Annotated in this window: 20 protein-coding genes; 16 read left to right on the forward strand and 4 right to left on the reverse strand. The window is 42.4% G+C overall.

Features of this window, described 5'->3' with window-relative positions; all coding sequences use genetic code 11:
• Nucleotides 1-21: 21 nt before the first annotated feature.
• Nucleotides 22-1,266, reverse strand: a complete 1,245-nt coding sequence (locus H1A14_RS10210; protein ID WP_194776154.1) for an ABC transporter permease — start codon at nucleotides 1,264-1,266, stop codon at nucleotides 22-24.
• A gap of 120 nt (nucleotides 1,267-1,386) precedes the next feature.
• On the opposite strand from H1A14_RS10210, the gene queA reads away from it, so the two are divergent.
• The 5 genes from queA to H1A14_RS10235 all read left to right on the forward strand — a co-directional run bounded on the left by queA (nucleotide 1,387) and on the right by H1A14_RS10235 (nucleotide 5,901).
• Complete coding sequence (gene queA, locus H1A14_RS10215; protein WP_194776155.1) at nucleotides 1,387-2,436, forward strand: tRNA preQ1(34) S-adenosylmethionine ribosyltransferase-isomerase QueA; 1,050 nt, start codon at nucleotides 1,387-1,389, stop codon at nucleotides 2,434-2,436.
• A 111-nt stretch (nucleotides 2,437-2,547) separates the two neighbouring features.
• Nucleotides 2,548-3,228 (forward strand): 2-C-methyl-D-erythritol 4-phosphate cytidylyltransferase, encoded by a 681-nt coding sequence (locus H1A14_RS10220; protein WP_194776156.1) that lies wholly within the window; start codon nucleotides 2,548-2,550, stop codon nucleotides 3,226-3,228.
• 132 nt (nucleotides 3,229-3,360) lie between these two features.
• Nucleotides 3,361-4,128: a LiaF transmembrane domain-containing protein gene (locus tag H1A14_RS10225; RefSeq protein ID WP_194776157.1), complete on the forward strand. Its 768-nt coding sequence runs from the start codon at nucleotides 3,361-3,363 to the stop codon at nucleotides 4,126-4,128.
• Nucleotides 4,129-4,184: 56 nt separating this feature from the next.
• Nucleotides 4,185-5,201: a sensor histidine kinase gene (locus tag H1A14_RS10230; RefSeq protein WP_228527717.1), complete on the forward strand. Its 1,017-nt coding sequence runs from the start codon at nucleotides 4,185-4,187 to the stop codon at nucleotides 5,199-5,201.
• On the forward strand, nucleotides 5,179-5,901 hold the full coding sequence (locus H1A14_RS10235) for a LytR/AlgR family response regulator transcription factor (protein WP_194776159.1): 723 nt from the start codon (nucleotides 5,179-5,181) through the stop codon (nucleotides 5,899-5,901). The genes H1A14_RS10230 and H1A14_RS10235 overlap by 23 nt, the downstream gene beginning before the upstream one ends.
• 23 nt (nucleotides 5,902-5,924) lie before the next feature.
• Here H1A14_RS10235 and H1A14_RS10240 read toward each other — a convergent pair whose 3' ends face one another.
• Both H1A14_RS10240 and H1A14_RS10245 read right to left on the reverse strand, forming a co-directional pair.
• Nucleotides 5,925-6,146, reverse strand: a complete 222-nt coding sequence (locus H1A14_RS10240; RefSeq protein WP_008625540.1) for a DUF2795 domain-containing protein — start codon at nucleotides 6,144-6,146, stop codon at nucleotides 5,925-5,927.
• 77 nt (nucleotides 6,147-6,223) lie between these two features.
• Nucleotides 6,224-7,471 carry a DUF349 domain-containing protein gene (locus H1A14_RS10245; RefSeq protein WP_194776160.1) on the reverse strand — a complete coding sequence of 416 codons (1,248 nt, stop codon included), beginning with the start codon at nucleotides 7,469-7,471 and terminating at the stop codon, nucleotides 6,224-6,226.
• A 128-nt stretch (nucleotides 7,472-7,599) separates the two neighbouring features.
• On the opposite strand from H1A14_RS10245, the gene ettA reads away from it, so the two are divergent.
• The 5 genes from ettA (at nucleotide 7,600) to H1A14_RS10270 (ending at nucleotide 11,699) form a co-directional block, all read left to right on the forward strand.
• Nucleotides 7,600-9,279 (forward strand): energy-dependent translational throttle protein EttA, encoded by a 1,680-nt coding sequence (gene ettA / locus H1A14_RS10250; protein WP_194776161.1) that lies wholly within the window; start codon nucleotides 7,600-7,602, stop codon nucleotides 9,277-9,279.
• A gap of 70 nt (nucleotides 9,280-9,349) precedes the next feature.
• Nucleotides 9,350-9,529, forward strand: a complete 180-nt coding sequence (locus H1A14_RS10255; protein WP_194776162.1) for a hypothetical protein — start codon at nucleotides 9,350-9,352, stop codon at nucleotides 9,527-9,529.
• Nucleotides 9,526-9,723, forward strand: a complete 198-nt coding sequence (locus H1A14_RS10260) for a hypothetical protein (protein WP_194776163.1) — start codon at nucleotides 9,526-9,528, stop codon at nucleotides 9,721-9,723. The genes H1A14_RS10255 and H1A14_RS10260 overlap by 4 nt, the downstream gene beginning before the upstream one ends.
• Before the next feature lie 146 nt (nucleotides 9,724-9,869).
• Entirely contained in the window at nucleotides 9,870-10,133 is a 264-nt protein-coding gene (locus H1A14_RS10265; RefSeq protein ID WP_194776164.1) for a PqqD family protein, read from the forward strand.
• A 225-nt stretch (nucleotides 10,134-10,358) separates the two neighbouring features.
• The gene (locus H1A14_RS10270) at nucleotides 10,359-11,699 is read left to right on the forward strand and encodes a pyridoxal phosphate-dependent aminotransferase (protein WP_194776165.1); all 1,341 of its coding nucleotides are present in this window, start codon (nucleotides 10,359-10,361) and stop codon (nucleotides 11,697-11,699) included.
• Here H1A14_RS10270 and H1A14_RS10275 read toward each other — a convergent pair.
• A complete protein-coding gene (locus H1A14_RS10275; RefSeq protein WP_194776166.1) occupies nucleotides 11,679-12,689 on the reverse strand; it encodes a zinc dependent phospholipase C family protein in 1,011 nt (336 codons plus the stop codon). The two genes, H1A14_RS10270 and H1A14_RS10275, sit on opposite strands and share 21 nt — an antisense overlap.
• 201 nt (nucleotides 12,690-12,890) lie before the next feature.
• On the opposite strand from H1A14_RS10275, the gene rpsT reads away from it, so the two are divergent.
• From rpsT to H1A14_RS10305, 6 genes are all read left to right on the forward strand, one after another.
• Entirely contained in the window at nucleotides 12,891-13,145 is a 255-nt protein-coding gene (gene rpsT / locus H1A14_RS10280) for a 30S ribosomal protein S20 (RefSeq protein ID WP_194776167.1), read from the forward strand.
• A 103-nt stretch (nucleotides 13,146-13,248) separates the two neighbouring features.
• A complete protein-coding gene (radC, locus tag H1A14_RS10285) occupies nucleotides 13,249-13,944 on the forward strand; it encodes a RadC family protein (RefSeq protein ID WP_194776168.1) in 696 nt (231 codons plus the stop codon).
• Nucleotides 13,945-13,950: 6 nt separating this feature from the next.
• Nucleotides 13,951-14,562 carry a DUF1684 domain-containing protein gene (locus tag H1A14_RS10290; RefSeq protein WP_194776169.1) on the forward strand — a complete coding sequence of 204 codons (612 nt, stop codon included), beginning with the start codon at nucleotides 13,951-13,953 and terminating at the stop codon, nucleotides 14,560-14,562.
• A 141-nt stretch (nucleotides 14,563-14,703) separates the two neighbouring features.
• Entirely contained in the window at nucleotides 14,704-17,115 is a 2,412-nt protein-coding gene (gene pheT, locus H1A14_RS10295) for a phenylalanine--tRNA ligase subunit beta (protein ID WP_194776170.1), read from the forward strand.
• Nucleotides 17,116-17,182: 67 nt separating this feature from the next.
• Entirely contained in the window at nucleotides 17,183-17,401 is a 219-nt protein-coding gene (locus tag H1A14_RS10300) for a hypothetical protein (protein WP_317174869.1), read from the forward strand.
• Between the two features lies 1 nt (nucleotide 17,402).
• On the forward strand, nucleotides 17,403-17,687 hold the full coding sequence (locus H1A14_RS10305; RefSeq protein ID WP_194776172.1) for a cell division protein ZapA: 285 nt from the start codon (nucleotides 17,403-17,405) through the stop codon (nucleotides 17,685-17,687).
• Nucleotides 17,688-17,690 lie beyond the last annotated feature (3 nt).

The following is a 17,690-nucleotide window of genomic DNA, read 5'->3' on the forward strand; positions in this document are numbered from 1 at the left end:
TTTTTATGAATGCATTCTCCTTTAATTGGCTCTAATGGCCTCTACAGGATCCAGCCTTGCGGCCATAACGGCAGGTATTATGCCGGAAAACATACCTATTGCAGAAGAAAGCCCGAGCCCGAGTAGAATATTTTTTAATGAAATGGAGACCACCAAGGTACCTAAAGGAATAAAAGTAATGAGGTACACCAGGAATAAACCTGCCATGCCTCCAATCAAACTTAAAAACACCGCCTCAAACAAAAACTGGAACAGGATAAAATAATTCTTGGCTCCCAATGATTTCTGTATCCCGATGATATGGGTTCTTTCTTTTACCGAAACAAACATGATATTGGCGATACCGAATCCACCTACCAATATGGAGAAGCCCCCTATCACCCAACCAGCGATACTGATCACATCAAAAACCGAACCGATGGCATCTTGAATAAACTCTGATTTATTAAGGGCAAAATTATCTTCTTCTGAGGGTTTCAGACCTCTTTTTGCCCTGAGCAATCCAGCCATTTCGTTTTCAAGAGAAATTAGACCGATGTCTTCCTCTTTACCTTTTGCGGCAATCGTGGGCTCTATGCCATACCGACCTATAGTATACATCTTGCTGAATGCTCCATAAGGAATCATGCAGGCTTCATCTTTAGAACTGATATTGAAAAGTCCTTCACCTTCTTCTTCAAAGATGCCGATAATGAAGAATTTTTGTCCCCTAATTTTCATTTCTTTGCCAAGAGGTTCTTCTCCAGGAAACAGGACATCGGCCACCTTTACCCCCAAAATGGCTACATTTCTGGATGCCATCACTTCTTGATCGGTAAAAAAGCGACCTGATTTTAATTTGACCTCATATACATCATCATAGGTAGAGTGTACGCCCTGTAGCCCTACTCCTTCATAGGAGTTACTGGCCTGTTTCAGTATGGTATTGGCGCTTGCAGAAATGGTGACTCCATCTGCTGATTTCAACTTATTTTGCAGGAAAATAAATTCATCAAAAGTGGATGCAGGCCTTCGTATGTACTTCCACCAAGGCATATCGGGACCTCCGGCGAAAGGAAAGCGGTCGACCCGCATGACATTGCTGCCAAGAAAAGTAAAACTTGATTTGATGTTTTTTTCCAGAGAGTCTACCAAAGTAAAAACAGCTATAATCGAAAAAATACCCACTGTAACTCCCAATAAAGATAAAATTGTTCTGGTCAAGTTGGATTTTAAAGCCTGAAAGGCGAAACGGATACTTTCCCAGATAAGTCTAATCAAAGCCACGGCAGATTTGTTTATAAAGTTATTGACAAGTTAAGTAGAAATAGATATATTTCTTATTATCTTTGCAGTTTTTACAAACTTATTGTAAAAAAAGCAAGCAGCATCATTTTAACACAACCTATGAAATTATCCGATTTCAAGTTCGAAGTTCCCAAAAAATTAATCTCCCTATATCCACCTCAAAATAGAGACGAATCCCGTCTGATGGTAGTTCACCGAAGTACCGGTAAGATTGAGCACAGGGTATTCAAGGATATCATTGAATATTTTCAAGAAGGTGACGTCTTTGTCACGAATAACACCAAGGTGTTTCCTGCCAGGTTATACGGAAACAAAGAAAAAACCGGTGCCAAAATTGAAGTTTTTTTGCTTAGAGAGCTTAACCAAGACCTCAGACTTTGGGATGTATTGGTAGACCCTGCACGTAAAATACGGGTTGGAAACAAGCTTTATTTTGGGGACAGCGATTTAGTAGCGGAAGTGATTGACAATACTACCTCGAGAGGCAGAACTATCCGTTTTTTGTTTGATGGAACTGACGAGGAATTCTATAAGACCATAGACACCTTGGGTGAAACACCTATCCTAAAGGAATTTATTGACAGAAAAGTAGAAACTGAGGATAGAGAACGTTATCAGACCATTTATGCCCAACATGTAGGTGCTGTAGCTGCCCCTACCGCAGGACTTCACTTTACCAAGCATTTGCTCAAACGCCTTGAAATAAAAGGTGTGGAGGTTAGTCCTATTACATTGCACATTGGATTGGGAACTTTCCGTCAGGTGGATGTAGAAGACCTTACCAAACATAAAATGGACTCAGAAAACTACGATATTCCTCAAAAGACAGTGGACTTGGTCAATTCAGCTTTGGACCATAAAAGAAGAGTGGTATCTGTGGGTACCACCTCCTTAAAAACCATCGAATCCTCAGTAACTGCCAATAATAGGTTGAAGGCAAGCAGCGGATGGACAGACAAATTCATTATTCCTCCATATGAATTCAAAATAGCCAATGCCTTGATCACCAATTTTCACTTGCCGGAATCAACCCTTTTGATGACTGCATCTGCATTTGGAGGGTACGACTTGATCATGAAAGCTTATCAGGAAGCAATCAAGGAAAAATATAAATTCTTCTCCTATGGAGATGCAATGTTAATTTTATGATAAAAAATGGCTCCGATTTGGGGCTTTTTTTTTGCACAATTAAATTATTTTTGATCCTAACTTAATGTGTATTGGCAGACATAAAGGTACTTTTGTGACTTTGAATATACCATGAAGAAATTTGCGATCATAGTAGCAGGGGGCCAAGGCAACCGAATGGGGACTCCAATTCCCAAGCAATACCTTGAAATAGGAGGGATGCCTATTCTAATGCATACCTTGAAGAGGTTCCACCAATATGATCCTCATTTACAGCTGATTTTGGTGATTCCAAAGGAGGATTTTGAATTTTGGGAGGAGCTTAAGGAAAAATTTGATTTCAATATTCCCCATACCCTTGTTGCCGGTGGAAAATCACGCTTTCAGTCGGTCAGAAATGGACTGGAAAGCATCTCGGAGGAAGAAGGTTTAGTGGCCATTCATGACGGGGTTAGACCATTTGTGAAAAGAGCGGTCATTGCCCAGAGTTTTCAAACTGCCCTAAGGTCAGGGAGTGCCATAGCTGTGGTGGCGGTCAAGGATTCCATCCGTAAACTTACAGATGATGATAAATCTTTTTATCAGGAAAGAGAGTATTTCCGGATGGTTCAAACGCCGCAGACTTTTCAGTTAAATAAAATCAAACAGGCTTTTAGCGTCCCCGAACTGCGTCAGTTTACCGATGATGCCACGGTATATGAACACCAAGGCTGGCAGGTTACTTTGATAGCGGGCAATCCTGAAAACATCAAAATCACCACGCCGGAGGACATGGTCTACGCCCGATTTCTAATCTCGGAGCATGTAGATTAAAAACCAGGTTAATTTTACCGAGAAAAAGTAAGCTTTCACCGAGTATTGTCTGTTGCTTACCTAATGGGTATTTCTCTCATGAGGGACTTGGCTTAGATTTGTTTCAAGTTAAACTTCTAAAAGCACAGCATCATGGCAACTAAACAAAACTACACCAATCGAAGCACCAACTATACCTTGGGCATCATCCTACTTGCAGTAGGTTCATTCATCCTGTTAAGAAGACTAGGAATCTGGTTTCCGGGGTGGTTTTTTTCCTTCCCTATGGCACTTGTGGCAGTAGGTATCGTGATTCTTGTACAGCAAAAATTCCAAAGCGCTTTCGGATATGTCATTTTGCTTATAGGGGGCTTTTTCTTGATCAAAAGAGAAATAGGTTTCCCTCATGAGGTCGAACCGTATTTGCTTCCAATTGGATTAATTATCTTAGGTACTTTTTTCATTTTGAATCAGACCTTGAAAAAAAACAAGCTCTCGGAGGATTTCAATTTTCAATCAGGAGTAGGAAAATCCTCGGAAGTGGGATTTGATGGTTTCACTAAGGGAGAGTTTGAAGAAAGCGGGGATGTGATCAATTCACAGGCACTCTTTTCCAGTGACCAAAGAAGGATCATTTCTAAAAATTTCAAAGGTGGGAAAGTCTCCGCCATCATGGGAGGTGTGGACATAGATTTTTCTTCCGCAGATATACCCTCACCCGCGGCCTTGAATGTGGAGGTTGCTTTCGGCGGAGTCAAACTGGTCGTACCCGCTCATTGGGATGTGAGGGTAAATGTGACCAATATTTTTGCCGGGGTAGAAGATAAGCGGGTTTTTCCTGCTACCTCTACAGACCCTGAAAAAATCCTTCATATTTATGGATCAGTGATGTTCGGTGGTTTGGAAATCAAGTCATTCTGATCGATCTTGGTTCCATGATAAGGTCTCTGCTCCAAAAGAGTAAAATCAATAGATATATGGCCATACTCCTTATCCTTTTATGGATAATGGGTGTGGCTTACCTTTTGGTTCACTATGGTCAGCCTTACCAGATTGCGCTTACCGATGCGACTTTGTCTTCTTCCTTCCTGTTTTTTGGCTTCTTTGTTCTTGAAAATATTTTCAGGTATTATGCCCCGAGGCTTAAAAATGTATTGGTTTTTTTGATCTTCCCTACCTTGATCATGCTGCTTATTCAAGGAATTTCCCTGTGGACTTTGAATTGGTATTTTAAAGATCTCCCTGGTTATGATCAATTTTTGAATCAGACCGCTTGGTTGAGGGGCTTTATCGTGTTTTTGGTTTTGCTTGGGTATTCCCTGATCCACATTGTTCATGGAAAATTAGAGCAACAGATGCAAAGCGTGGAAAGAGAAAAGCAACTGGAAAGAATGGCGAAAGAATCGGAATTGCATCAACTCCGCCAACAACTCCAGCCCCATTTTCTATTCAATAGCCTCAACTCTATCAGTTCTCTGGTCAAAAGGCAGCCGGATGCAGCCCGTGAGATGATCATACAATTGTCTGATTTTCTCAGGAAAACCATCCGAAAAGAAGACAAAAGCTGGATATCAGTGTCTGAAGAGGTGGAATACCTTGGACTGTTTGCTACCATAGAAAAAATACGGTTCGGACACAGATTGACGGTAGCATTTGAAGTCCCAGATGAGGTAAAAGAGGCAAAGATGCCTCAACTGTTGGTGCAGCCCCTGCTGGAAAATGCGATCAAACATGGCCTATATGGCACTTTGGAAGAAGTATGCATTCGGGTTATCTTTGAAGGTAATCCTTCTTATTTAAAAGTAAAAGTGGAGAATCCTTATGATGGCACAGCTGGTCAGCCTAAAGGTGAAGGCTTTGGTCTTGAGGTAATTGGCAGAAGGCTTTATTTGCTTTTCGGTAGGAATGATCTCCTTCAATTGGATATTCAAAAGGATAGTTTTACAGCAGAAATCAAAATCCCAAAGCAATATGAAGAAAGTACTCATCATTGATGACGAGCCTTTGGCGACGGCCCTGGTAGAGGAATACCTGGAGGACCATGAAGATTTAGAGATACTAAAAATTTGCCATAATGGATTCGAAGGCCTCAAAGCGATTCAGGAACTTCAGCCGGATCTTGTGTTTCTGGACGTACAAATGCCAAAAATCAATGGGTTTGAACTGCTGGAACTGCTTGATTCTTCTCCAGCCGTAATTTTTACTACCGCATTTGACCAGTATGCGGTCAAGGCTTTTGATGCCTTTGCTGTTGACTATTTGCTAAAACCGTTTTCGAAACAGCGGTTTGACCAGGCAATTGATCGCTTTCACCAGCAAACCTCTCAAATCCCAAGCCCAGAAAGTCCTAAGGAGGATATCATGCCTGCGGATAGAATTGTCCTGAAAATGAACCAAAGCATCAAAATTATTCCCTTTTCGGAGATAAAATACCTCGAAGCCAATGATGATTACATAAACATTTACACCGCTGAGGGTAAATTTTTAAAGAATAAACCTCTCAAATACTTTGACAAAATTATGGATCCTCAAAGTTTTGTTAGGGTCCACCGCTCCTATTTAGTCAAAGTCAGCGAAATCACCAAGATCGAGGCTTATGAAAAGGGAAAGCATATCGTTCGTTTGAGGACAGGGGAAAAAATTCCAGTGAGTAAGACTGGATATGTTCAGTTGAAAGAATTGTTGGGGATTTAAAAAAAGCCCTGGGAGGGCTTTCTTTAATATTCGTCTTCGTTGAAGAAGAAATCATCCTTAGTTGGATAATCCGGCCATATTTCTTCGATGTTCTCATAAGGCTCTCCGTCATCCTCAAGCTCTTGTAGGTTTTCCACAACCTCCAAAGGGGCACCTGAACGGATCGCATAATCAATGAGCTCATCCTTAGTTGCTGGCCAAGGGGCATCTTCCAAGTAAGACGCGAGTTCTAATGTCCAATACATAGTGTCAGTTTTTAAAGTTTTCCGCCGTAACGGGTTGCAAAAATAGAAATTCTTTTATGATTACAAACGGTAACCGATTATTTGTTTGAAAGTTCCCTGAGGATATGGTTTTTTACATCGACTTTACGCTTGTAAGAACTAAGTTTCCGCTTCAGCATGATCTCAAAATCATCTTCATTGGTCCTAAATTTTTCGGCGTTTTCTTTGACCGTCTCCAGCTCTTTTTGGTCTCTGTAAATCAAATCTTTGAGAATGGAGATTTTAATTTTATCCTGCTCTTCGGGTGACTTTTCTCTGAAATCTTCATATTTGGATCTGGCAAGCTTGTCCAAAAATGATTTTTCAGAAACGATATCTGAGAAAAATACGAATGACCAGGATAATTGTTGTACTTCTCTGGGTTTTTTCGGAGGGAGCTTTTTCCACTCCGCCTGAATTCTCCTGGCTGCAGAGACATTTTCCGGCGTAGGTGGCTTTTTGGACAACTGTTTGATCTGTTCGGTCATTTGCTCAACCTTCTTGGCTAGTTCCCTTGGATTGAGCTGATTGGACTGGGCATTTCTTTTAAACCTGCTGAAAATCCGGTTATTGATTTTGGAAAATTCATCCCAGAGTGGCTGTCTTTTTTCAGCAGGAACCTTGCCGGAGGCTTTCCACTCTTTCTGTATTCTTTTGCTGATTTCAAAAGCCTGTTTGGCATCAGGTAAATCAAAGGCATCCCTGGCTTGCCTGACCAAAGCCTCATATACTTTGATGTTTTCTTCGGCTTGGATGGCCAGGCCTTCAAAAAAGTTTTTCCTGTTTTTGAAAAAAGTGTCTATGGCAGCATTGAACTGCCCCTCTACCTCATCTTCTAATTCCTTTCCAACCGGACCTGTTTTGATCCAACGTTGCTTGATTTCCCTGAATTGCTCGCTTGTGGCTTTCCAATCTGTATTGTTTTTCAGGGCCTCTGCTTCCATGATAAGGCCTTTTTTGATTTCCAGGTTTCTTTCTCTGTTGGCTGCGATGATCTCTTCCAAGTAGCTCTCCTGGGCTTCCAGTTCTTCTATTAAAGGCACAAAATCTCCCAAGGCATCATATTGCATCAAAGATTCTTTGAGATGGATCAATTTCATCATGAAAGAACCTTTGTTTTGGTTTTCCTCTATTTCTTTTTTAAGCTGGGCAATTTTTTCCTTGACCGATTCAAAGCGGTCCTCAAAATAACGGAGGGTAGAGGCTTCGTCTTCTTTTACTTCCCCTATGACCCTGTCTCCCTGACCCAAAAATCCCTTCAAATAGACTTTGTTTTCCTTAATGTATCCGTATGGATGCTCCGTCATGATTTAATAGGTTAGTGGATAGTTGGTTTTTCCTGCAAATTAATTAATTCAAAAGCATTTATCCTAAGAAAGGCTATTTTTTGCCATCTTTGTTTTTATAATTTATTGGGAATAGAAAAAATTAAAAAATGAGTGCAGAAAAAATCATCTTTTCCATGGCTGGGGTTTCCAAAATTTACCCGCCACAGAAAAAAGTTTTAAAAGATATATACCTTTCCTTTTTTTATGGTGCCAAAATCGGGGTTTTGGGACTCAATGGTTCGGGTAAAAGCTCCCTGTTACGGATCATTGCAGGAGTTGACACTGAGTTTTTAGGTGAAGTGGTTTGGTCACCCGGTTATTCTGTGGGGATGCTTGAACAGGAACCCAAACTTGATCCCAACAAGACGGTCAAGGAAATCGTGGAGGAGGCTGTTTCTGAAACGGTCGCCCTGCTCAAGGAATTTGAAGCCATCAATGAAAAATTCATGGATCCAGCCGTATTGGATGATCCTGATGCCATGGACAAACTGATCAACAAACAAGGAGAGGTTCAGGAAAAACTGGATGCTGCCAACGCCTGGGAGCTGGATGTGATGCTGGACAAAGCCATGGATGCCCTTCGACTCCCTCCCAGTGAGGCCATGGTGGGAAATCTATCGGGTGGAGAAAAGAGGAGGGTGGCACTTTGTCGCTTACTTCTACAGGAACCGGATGTACTGCTTCTGGATGAACCTACGAACCACCTCGACGCCGAATCCGTGCTTTGGCTAGAGCAGCACCTGAAGCAATACAAAGGAACGGTGATAGCCGTGACACACGATAGGTATTTTCTGGATAATGTGGCAGGCTGGATTCTGGAGTTGGACAGGGGCGAGGGGATTCCCTGGAAAGGAAATTATTCCTCATGGCTGGACCAAAAACAAAACCGGCTCAAGCAGGAGGAGAAGACCGAGTCCAAGCGGCAGAAGACTTTGGAGCGGGAATTGGAATGGATAAGAATGACTCCCAAAGCCCGTCAAGCCAAAGGAAAAGCCAGATTGAGTGCCTATGACAAACTGGTCGGAGATGAAGGAAAAGAAAAAGAAGCCAAACTGGAACTCTACATCCCGCCGGGACCCAGACTAGGGGCCAAAGTCATAGAAGTAAATGGGGTGTCCAAAGCCTATGGCGACAAGTTGCTTTTTGAAAATTTATCCTTTAACCTTCCCCAAGGTGGGATAGTAGGCATCATCGGGCCAAACGGTGCCGGTAAATCCACCTTATTCAAATTGATCACCGGCAGGGAAAAGCCGGATGAAGGGCACTTCGAAGTGGGAGACACTGTAAAACTGGCCTATGTGGACCAAGAGCATGACAATCTGGATCCAAAAAAATCAGTCTATGAGTCCATTTCGGAAGGAAATGAGTTCATCAAGTTGGGCAACAAGGAGATGAATGCACGGGCTTATGTGAGCAAATTCAATTTTGGCGGATCAGATCAGGAAAAAAAAGTAGGCGTACTGTCCGGAGGTGAAAGAAACCGAGTACACCTGGCAATGACCTTGAAAGAAGGAGGAAACCTTTTGCTTCTGGATGAACCTACCAATGATTTGGATGTCAATACCCTCAGGGCACTCGAGGAGGCCTTGGAAAATTTTGGAGGTTGTGCAGTGATTATTTCCCACGATAGGTGGTTTTTAGATAGAATATGTACACATATTTTGGCTTTTGAGGGCGACTCTCAGGTGTATTGGTTTGAGGGTAATTTTTCCGATTATGAGGAAAACAAGAAGAAAAGACTGGGTGATGTCACCCCAAAAAGGATCAAATACAAGAAACTGAAGTAATGAAAATGCCCAAGGCAAATGACAATTTGACTAGGGTTTCAAAATAAAGTCTATAAAAAATTGACTGAATATGGGAGGAACAAGATTTCAAAGAATTTTGCTGGGGCTGGCCATGATGATTTTAGTGTTGTCATGGATTTTGTACCAAATAGGTGAAGTGAATTTCAACACAGCCATTGTCAGTTCGCTGGCCATGTTGTTGACTTCTTTCAGCATCATCATGAGCATGCGACAGCAAAAAAGAAAATGAAGCGGTGGATCAAGCCATTTTATTATGGTACCATGGTTTTGATTTTGCTTTACCTGATCAACCGTTATTTTGAATGGTTTGAGGTTCCCGGATGGGTAGTAGGTGCTATCCTTGTTCTTGGAGCATTTGGCTTTTGGTTACAGGCCATGGAAGAGAGAAAAAAGAAATCGGGAGCACCAAAGAAAGAGCCATAAACACAGGATCTAGCTTTTTTGCTTGTGTCTATGAGTTAATCCAAGTCATTTCTTTCGATTCTAACTCCTATCATTGACATTCCAAGGACAAAGCTGGATATTTGACCTTAATTTAAATCAAATGCCTACTATAAAAGGCACATGCTATGATCAAGTACCAGAGAAAAGAAGATGTGATTTCAGGGAAGCTCCAGGAAGAACTGGTGATGATGGATTTGGAAAAAGGTAAATATTTTTCCTTGAATCCTGTGGCTACAAGGATCTGGGAACTGCTTGAAAATCCGCTAAATAAACAGGAGCTTTGTTCTATATTGATGGAAGAGTATGACATTGCCTCTGAAGTTTGCGAAAAGGACACTTTGTCATACTTGGAGGAAATGACAAAACTGGGATTGATAAAAAGGGTTTAATAACTGAATTTTCAGGGACGGCTTTAATTTTTTTTCCCAAGTTTCTTTTGAGTGAGGGACTAGTTTTATCGAAAAATGTACATTAATTTGGTTTTGTGCCTACAACCTTCAAGAATGTTCCAATTCTGATGGAAACACGGGGAATCATGGGGTTTAAAAAGAAAATTTCGGATTCTTTTTAGTTTCTTTGCCCTTCCATAGCAAACCAAAACCAGCACATTTGATATGAGACAGTTGCTATTAAGGCCTGGGGCTGAAGAGTTGAATTATGAGATCCGTGGCATCGTCAAGAAAGCCAGGATGATAGAGAACCTTGGTTATCCCATTACTTGGGAAAACATTGGAGATCCAATTCAGAAGCACAATACCATTCCTGAATGGATGAAGGATATTGTTTCAGATTTAGTGACTCAGGACAAAACCTACGGATATGCGGATTCCAAGGGGATGCTGGAAACACGGCGGTTTCTGGCTGAGCTCAACAATCAAAACCAAGGGGTGCAGATTTCACCTGAGGACATTTTATTTTTCAATGGATTGGGAGATGCGATTGCCAAACTGTACCAATTTTTGATTCCAACAGCCAGGATCATCGGCCCATCGCCTGCCTACTCTACCCACAGTTCAGCAGAGGCAGCCCATGCCAATACCAGCCCCATCACCTATAAACTGGATCCCGACAACAACTGGTATCCGGATATGGAGGACCTTTACAACAAAGTCAAATATAATCCTGCCATTGTAGGTATTCTGATCATCAATCCGGATAATCCCACGGGTATGGTATATCCCAGAGAGGTCTTGGAGGTTTTTGTGGCCATGGCCAAAGAGTTTAACCTGCTGCTCATTGCGGATGAGATTTACCAAAACATCACGTATAATGGGCATAAGGCGATTTCTCTTGCTGAAGTACTGGGGGATTTGCCTGGTATTTCTTTGAAGGGAATTTCCAAGGAATTTCCATGGCCGGGTTCAAGGTGTGGGTGGATGGAATTTTACAACCGTGATGCTTCACCGGAATTCAACAAGCTTTGCCTGACCCTTGAAAATGCCAAGATGATTGAGGTATGTTCCACCATGTTGCCACAGTTGGCCATTCCCAGAATCATGCAGCATCCAAAGTATGCAGCCTACCGTCAGGAGGCCAACAGCAGAATCGGTAGAAGGAGTGAAATCATGGAACAGGTGCTGGGAAAAGTCAAAGGCATCAAATTCAATAAAACAAAGGGGGCATTTTACAATACCGTGGTTTTCGATGAGCACTTACTGAAAAGTGACCAATACCTTCCGGTAGATGACATCAGGATCCAATCGTTGTTGAATCATTGGCTTGAAGAAAAAGACATGCCCCATGACAAGCGTTTTGTTTATAATCTGCTAGCCGCTGCTCAGATATGTGTAGTTCCAGTGAGTTCCTTTTGTTCGGACCTGAGAGGCTTTAGAGTGACTTTGCTGGAAGAAGATGAGGAGGTGTTTAGGGAGACCTTCGAGAAACTGGCAGATAGCATTTCTTTTTATCTCTCTTCAAGCAGTCATAAGGAAGTGTCAAGGGCGCCACATGCTTGAAATGAAGGCCCTTCTTGGATCCGGATCGGGCTGAACTAGGTAGCCTTCGTGTTCCCTGATATTTTGGGGCTTGGGGCCTACGTGAATTTCTTCGGTGTCGACTTCCATGGGCTTTCTTTGCAGCTCTTTTAGGTCGGGCTGACCGGCGTTTATCCATGCGGTGTACCAAAAATCCGCGATCATTTTTACGGATTTTCGCATCTGACGTTCCACCTGTGCATCGAGGGCTTGGTGGTAAGCGGTGGTGAATTCCTTGGAATACACCCGGGTATTGATGTTTCCCCTTTCCTCAAAACTGTATTTTTTGTCTGCTTCAAACCGATCACTCAATATTTTTTCAACATTCAAGACAGAATCCAATGCCGTGTGCGCCTGGATTACAGCCTCCCAAATTGCCAGTTGTGTGTTGTCAATATAGCTGGCTTTTCCCACAAAAAAATCAAAATCATCGGAGAGCAATTCAGGGACACGACTTTCCCAAAAAGCATGGATACCCACCTGTCCGGTCAGCTGACCATTGTAGTTGCGGGTGGTGTGTAGAGGGACATTGAGGTCACCGATGTAATGTCCCAAGTCTGCAGCAAGCCTTAAAATACTCTTTTTGTTTTTCTCTTCAAAAGCCTTGGTAAGCTGTATTGTGGTGCGGTGAACATTCCAAGGGCCAATGCCATACCTCCGCAGGGTATCCTCTGTGTACAGGTCAACGGCATCCTGCCAGTATCTTGGCAAGCGATAGGCAGCACTGTCCCCAAAAGCCTCCAAATCAATGTAATGCTTTTCGGCTTCACCCATGACCGCATACCTCCTACGGTCTGGATTGACGGCATTCTCAGTGATGAATTGGATGTTTTCTTTGAAAAGACCCAGCATCTCTGGAGGTAGACTATAGACTGCCAATCGGTTGATTCGCCTATGGGCAAAGAATCCCCAAGCCACCAGCACATCTGAAAGGAAAAAAAATACCAATAGAGATAAAAAAAGTTTTTTCATCTTGGAAATTAATGAAAAATTTAAAAAGAGGGAAGTAAAATCAACTACATTTGTGCTCTATTGGTAAAAGGAGGTGTTTAAAACAGACAGATTTCAAGTATACCATAGGTTTACTGAGAAATTTCTTTTGTCTTTAAAAATAAAGTCCTTAACTTTGCATTCCAATTTGGGAAAAGAAGGAAATCAAGTAAAAATCAAAATATGGCAAATCACAAATCGGCTCTTAAAAGAATTCGTGCAAACGAGGCCAAGCGTTTGAGAAACAGGTATCAGGCCAAAACCACCAGAACTTTTATCAAAAGACTGAGGAACGCCGAAGACAAATCAGAAGCCCAAGAACTGTTGAAGCAAGTGACTTCTATGATTGATAAACTGGCAAAGAAGAATATCATCCATAAAAAAAACGCTTCAAACAAAAAGTCCAAGCTGACCAAGTTTGTCAACGCCATGGCTTAAGCTTTTACTTCAGCCAAAAAGAGATTACAAAAGCTTTTCACTCTGAAAAGCTTTTTTTTGTGCCTGATATTTGATACTTTAGTTCATTAACAAAGACTTTTTTATGGACAATTACCAGTCAATCAAAATTTCCTCCTTGGCTGAGGAGGACAGACCCAGGGAGAAACTTTTACTCAAAGGCAAATCGGCACTTACGGATGCAGAACTGATCGCCATCCTAATCGGATCGGGTACCAAAGCGCTCAGCGCCGTGGACCTGGCCAAACACATCCTTTCCAGTGTGGACTATGATTTGGCGAATTTGGCAAAAATGAGTATCAAAGACCTGCAACAGTTCAAAGGAATAGGAGAGGCCAAGGCCATCAGCATCGTCAGTGCGCTGGAATTGGGTAGAAGGAGGAAAAATACCGAACCTCAGAAAAAGTTTAAAATCACTTCGTCAGGAGATGTTTACAACCTGATGAAGCCAGAAATGCTTGATGAACAGGTAGAACTTTTTTATACCTTGCTCCTCAATAGGGCCAATCAGGTGATCAAAAAAGTTTTGATCAGCCAAGGGGGAACCAGTGCCACCATTGCTGACCCAAAGCTCATCTTCAAAGCGGCACTCGAACATCGTGCAAGTTCCTTGATTTTGGTTCACAACCATCCTTCCGGCAACTTAAAACCTTCACAGGCCGATATCCGTCTGACCAAGAAAATGGTGGAAGTAGGCAAAAATCTGGAGTTATCGGTATTGGACCACTTGATTTTCACAGATGTTGGCTATTTTAGCTTTGCCGATGAAGCATTGATCTGAAATTTCATGAGTAAAAAAAACATCCTGCTGGGAATAGTCGTTTTGGTAATCCTGGCTTCAATCACGTATACCTTTGTAGCTTCCGATAATCCTGCCGTTTACCAAGAAAATATCGAAAAGGAAAGAGAAAGGCAGTTTAAGTACCTCAAATACAATCCGGATTCTCCGCTTACCGAAGAACAAAAAAGGGAATTGGATTCCCTGTCCTACTTTCCTATTGATGCCAACTTCAAGATCAAGGCCAGGGTGGTCCCTGTTCGAAACAAAAGGGTGATCGAATTGCCGATGACCGATGGTAGCGTGGAGAAATACATCCGGGATTCCTTTGCCGAATTTGATCTTGAAGGCACCACCCATCGCCTGCTTTTGCTTCAGGCTGTCAGCGAACCTGATCGAAGAAATTACTTTTTGGCATTTGCTGATGAGACGAGCGCATCAGAGACCTATGGGGGTGGACGCTATCTCAATCTCAAAAAAGACGGGCAGAATTCCATCACCATTGATTTTAATCTGGCATATAATCCCTATTGCGCTTATAACCCTGACTTTGCCTGCCCCTTGCCCCCTGCTGAGAATCTGCTTACCGTTCCTGTCCGCGCCGGAGAGAAAAAATATTAGGTTTCGGCAAATGGCTTGCCCAATTATCTTAAATTTGTCGCTAATTTAGCATTTATCCCTAATCGAATGCTTTTTAAAACTTGACTATTTTAAGTTGAGTTGAGCCGATTTAAAGCTTTCAAAATTTAGTGCACATAGCGAATGAAGATTTCTATCAATAGACTCAAGGATTACATTTTTATAGATAAAAGCCCGGAAGAAGTAGCTGACCTGTTGACTCAGGCTGGCTTGGAAGTGGAAGGGATCGAGATGTATGATTCACTACCTGGGGGTTTGGAAGGCATCGTGATCGGAGAAGTACTCAGCTGTGAGGCCCACCCCAACGCTGACAGGCTCAGCAAAACAACCGTAGATATCGGAACAGATATAGTCCCTATTATTTGTGGCGCACCCAACGTAGCCGAGGGACAAAAAGTGGCAGTTGCCACAGTAGGAGCAAAGTTGTATCCGACCTCTGGAGAGTCCTTTGAAATCAAGAAAGCAAAAATCAGAGGAGAGGTTTCGGAAGGCATGATCTGTGCCGAAGACGAATTAGGTTTGGGAGAGAGCCATGATGGCATCATGGTGCTGAACACAAAGTTGCCGAATGGTACCCCTGCATCCAAATATTTCAAAGTAATCAGAGACCATATCCTCGAAATAGGCCTTACCCCCAATCGGGCAGACGCTGCCTCACACTTGGGTGTTGCCAGAGACCTGAAGGCTTTGCTGCAAAAAGAGATTTGCCTTCCTGAGGTAGATGGTTTTAAACCTGATAACACCGAAAAACCTGTAGAGGTGATCGTTGCCAATGGATTGGACTGTCCCAGGTATGCAGGTGTGACCATTACCGGATTGAAAATCGCACCTTCACCGGAATGGTTGCAGCATTTTCTGAAAGGGATTGGATTGGAACCCATCAACAATGTGGTGGATATCACCAATTATGTACTGCATGACCTTGGCCAACCTCTTCATGCTTTTGACCTGGATAAGATCAAGGGAAACTGGATAGTAGTCAAGCGGCTGACCAAAGACACTCCGTTTGTTACCTTAGATGACAAAGAAAGGAAATTGTCAGGAGAAGAGTTGATGATCTGTGATGAAGTAGATGGGCTTTGCATGGCCGGTATTTTTGGCGGCAAGGGCTCGGGTGTGAGCAGTGAAACGAAAGGGATTTTTCTTGAAAGTGCCTGCTTTTCTCCCGATATCATCCGCAAGGGCAGCCAGTTTCACGGCCTGAAAACGGATGCCTCTTTCCGATTTGAACGGGGCACTGACCCCAATATGCCGGTATATGCCTTAAAAAGGGCGGCACTCATGATTAAGGAACTGGCTGGGGGAGTGATCAGCTCAGATATAATAGATATCTACCCGGAACCCATCCTGGATTGCAACATTCCGGTACTTTACAAGCACATTGACCGACTGATAGGGAAAAAAATAGACCGCAAAGAAATCAAATCCATCCTGAAAAACTTAGAGATCAAAGTAAGCGAGGAAACCGAAGAGGGCTTTGTGGCGATCGTAAAACCCTACCGGGTCGATGTCACAAGAGAAGCGGATATTATTGAGGAGATCTTAAGGATCTATGGATTTGAACAGGTCCCTTTAACTGAGCATTATCATGCGGATTATCTGGCAGAGCACCCTGAGAAAGACCTCAACAAGCTGCAGTACCGATTGACTGAAATTCTATCCGGAATCGGCTTCCATGAAATCATCACCAATTCCCTGACAAAACCCGCCTATGCGGAAAAATCAGGTTTTTTGGATCCCAAGAATAGTGTCAAAATATTGAATCAGCTCAGTGAAGACTTGGGCGTGATGCGGCAGACACTGTTGTTTTCAGGAATGGAAGTTTTGGCCCACAACATCAACAGAAGGCAGAAAGACCTCAGGTTTTTCGAGTTTGGTACCTGTTATTTTAAGACTTCAAAGGGATATAGAGAAGAAAAACATGTATCTTTATTCCTTACTGGAAACCAAGGGGTGGAAAGCTGGCGCTCTTCGACCCAAGAAGTGACATTTTCTGACCTTTATGCAGTGGTTGAGCTTTTGCTGGAAAAACTGAACATCAGGATGCCTGAGGTGGAGGTGATCCACGAACGCCCATTTGAATATGCCTTACGCTTAATGGCAGGAGAGCGGGAGGTAGGCATATTGGGACTCTTGGACAGAAAAACTGCGCAGCTGAATGAAGTCAAGCAACAGGTTTTCTTTGCCAAACTGGACTGGGATTACCTAGGCAAGAAAGCAACAGGTGTTAAGAAGTATGAGGAAATTTCGAAGTTTCCAGAAGTGAGAAGGGATTTGTCCTTGGTCATTGACCAAGGGATCAGCTTTGATCAGATCAGAGGGATTGCCTACAAAGCCGGTGGCAAACTGCTTCAAAAGATACAGGTTTTCGATGTGTATCAGGGTGATAAAATAGATGAGGGAAAAAAGGCTTATGCACTGAGTTTTTACCTACAGGATCAGGAAAATACCCTGACCGACAAAGTGATAGACAAAACGATGGCCAAGTTGATGCAGGAATTTGAAAAGGAAATAGATGCATACATAAGAAAATAAAATGATTCACGAGGAACTCCAACGCTTAGAAAGATTAGCCAATCAGGTCCAAAAGAAAATGCTGCAAATGGAAGAACAAAACGCTTCCATGGCTAGAGAATTGGAATTGCTTAAGCAGTCGTTGCAAGAGAAGGAGCAGGCCTTGGATCATTTTAAAAATCAAATTAAAATTAGTAAAATTGTGAATAACATACCGGTGGAGGAAGTAGAATCTGCCGAAATGAGCAACAAGATCAATAGTTATATCAAAGAAATCGATAAGATCATTACCTACCTGTCAGAGTGATATGGATACACTTTCAATAAGACTGAAAATTGGAGATCGGGAATACCCGATGAAGGTGAAGGCGGAAGATGAAGCCAAAATCAGAAGGGCAGGAAAATTAATCAATGATAAACTTAAAAGATACAGAGAAGAATTTGGATTGGATGACAGGCAGGATTTATTGGCCATGGTAGCTTTCGATTGTATGGTGGAAACCATGGAAATGAGTGAGATCAATTCTGAAGGAAGCGAGCAGATAAAGTCGGCCATCATTGACATCAATGACCAATTGGCATCCCTTTTATAATTA

Origin of the sequence: Pararhodonellum marinum (assembly GCF_015354735.1) — a bacterium.
Classification (GTDB): Bacteria; Bacteroidota; Bacteroidia; order Cytophagales; family Cyclobacteriaceae; genus Pararhodonellum; species Pararhodonellum marinum.

What these genes read in the sequence shown, in the direction of transcription:
- H1A14_RS10230 (WP_228527717.1), top strand. Translation starts at nt 4,185, where the DNA reads ATGGCCATACTCCTTATCCTTTTATGGATAATGGGTGTGGCTTACCTT.
- H1A14_RS10290 (WP_194776169.1), top strand. Translation starts at nt 13,951, where the DNA reads ATGAGTAAAAAAAACATCCTGCTGGGAATAGTCGTTTTGGTAATCCTG.
- H1A14_RS10220 (WP_194776156.1), top strand. Translation starts at nt 2,548, where the DNA reads ATGAAGAAATTTGCGATCATAGTAGCAGGGGGCCAAGGCAACCGAATG.
- ettA (WP_194776161.1), top strand. Translation starts at nt 7,600, where the DNA reads ATGAGTGCAGAAAAAATCATCTTTTCCATGGCTGGGGTTTCCAAAATT.
- H1A14_RS10235 (WP_194776159.1), top strand. Translation starts at nt 5,179, where the DNA reads ATGAAGAAAGTACTCATCATTGATGACGAGCCTTTGGCGACGGCCCTG.
- H1A14_RS10240 (WP_008625540.1), bottom strand. Translation starts at nt 6,146, where the DNA reads ATGTATTGGACATTAGAACTCGCGTCTTACTTGGAAGATGCCCCTTGG.
- H1A14_RS10300 (WP_317174869.1), top strand. Translation starts at nt 17,183, where the DNA reads ATGGAAGAACAAAACGCTTCCATGGCTAGAGAATTGGAATTGCTTAAG.
- H1A14_RS10265 (WP_194776164.1), top strand. Translation starts at nt 9,870, where the DNA reads ATGATCAAGTACCAGAGAAAAGAAGATGTGATTTCAGGGAAGCTCCAG.
- H1A14_RS10260 (WP_194776163.1), top strand. Translation starts at nt 9,526, where the DNA reads ATGAAGCGGTGGATCAAGCCATTTTATTATGGTACCATGGTTTTGATT.
- H1A14_RS10305 (WP_194776172.1), top strand. Translation starts at nt 17,403, where the DNA reads ATGGATACACTTTCAATAAGACTGAAAATTGGAGATCGGGAATACCCG.
- H1A14_RS10225 (WP_194776157.1), top strand. Translation starts at nt 3,361, where the DNA reads ATGGCAACTAAACAAAACTACACCAATCGAAGCACCAACTATACCTTG.
- queA (WP_194776155.1), top strand. Translation starts at nt 1,387, where the DNA reads ATGAAATTATCCGATTTCAAGTTCGAAGTTCCCAAAAAATTAATCTCC.
- rpsT (WP_194776167.1), top strand. Translation starts at nt 12,891, where the DNA reads ATGGCAAATCACAAATCGGCTCTTAAAAGAATTCGTGCAAACGAGGCC.
- pheT (WP_194776170.1), top strand. Translation starts at nt 14,704, where the DNA reads ATGAAGATTTCTATCAATAGACTCAAGGATTACATTTTTATAGATAAA.
- H1A14_RS10255 (WP_194776162.1), top strand. Translation starts at nt 9,350, where the DNA reads ATGGGAGGAACAAGATTTCAAAGAATTTTGCTGGGGCTGGCCATGATG.
- radC (WP_194776168.1), top strand. Translation starts at nt 13,249, where the DNA reads ATGGACAATTACCAGTCAATCAAAATTTCCTCCTTGGCTGAGGAGGAC.
- H1A14_RS10275 (WP_194776166.1), bottom strand. Translation starts at nt 12,689, where the DNA reads ATGAAAAAACTTTTTTTATCTCTATTGGTATTTTTTTTCCTTTCAGAT.
- H1A14_RS10270 (WP_194776165.1), top strand. Translation starts at nt 10,359, where the DNA reads ATGAGACAGTTGCTATTAAGGCCTGGGGCTGAAGAGTTGAATTATGAG.
- H1A14_RS10245 (WP_194776160.1), bottom strand. Translation starts at nt 7,471, where the DNA reads ATGACGGAGCATCCATACGGATACATTAAGGAAAACAAAGTCTATTTG.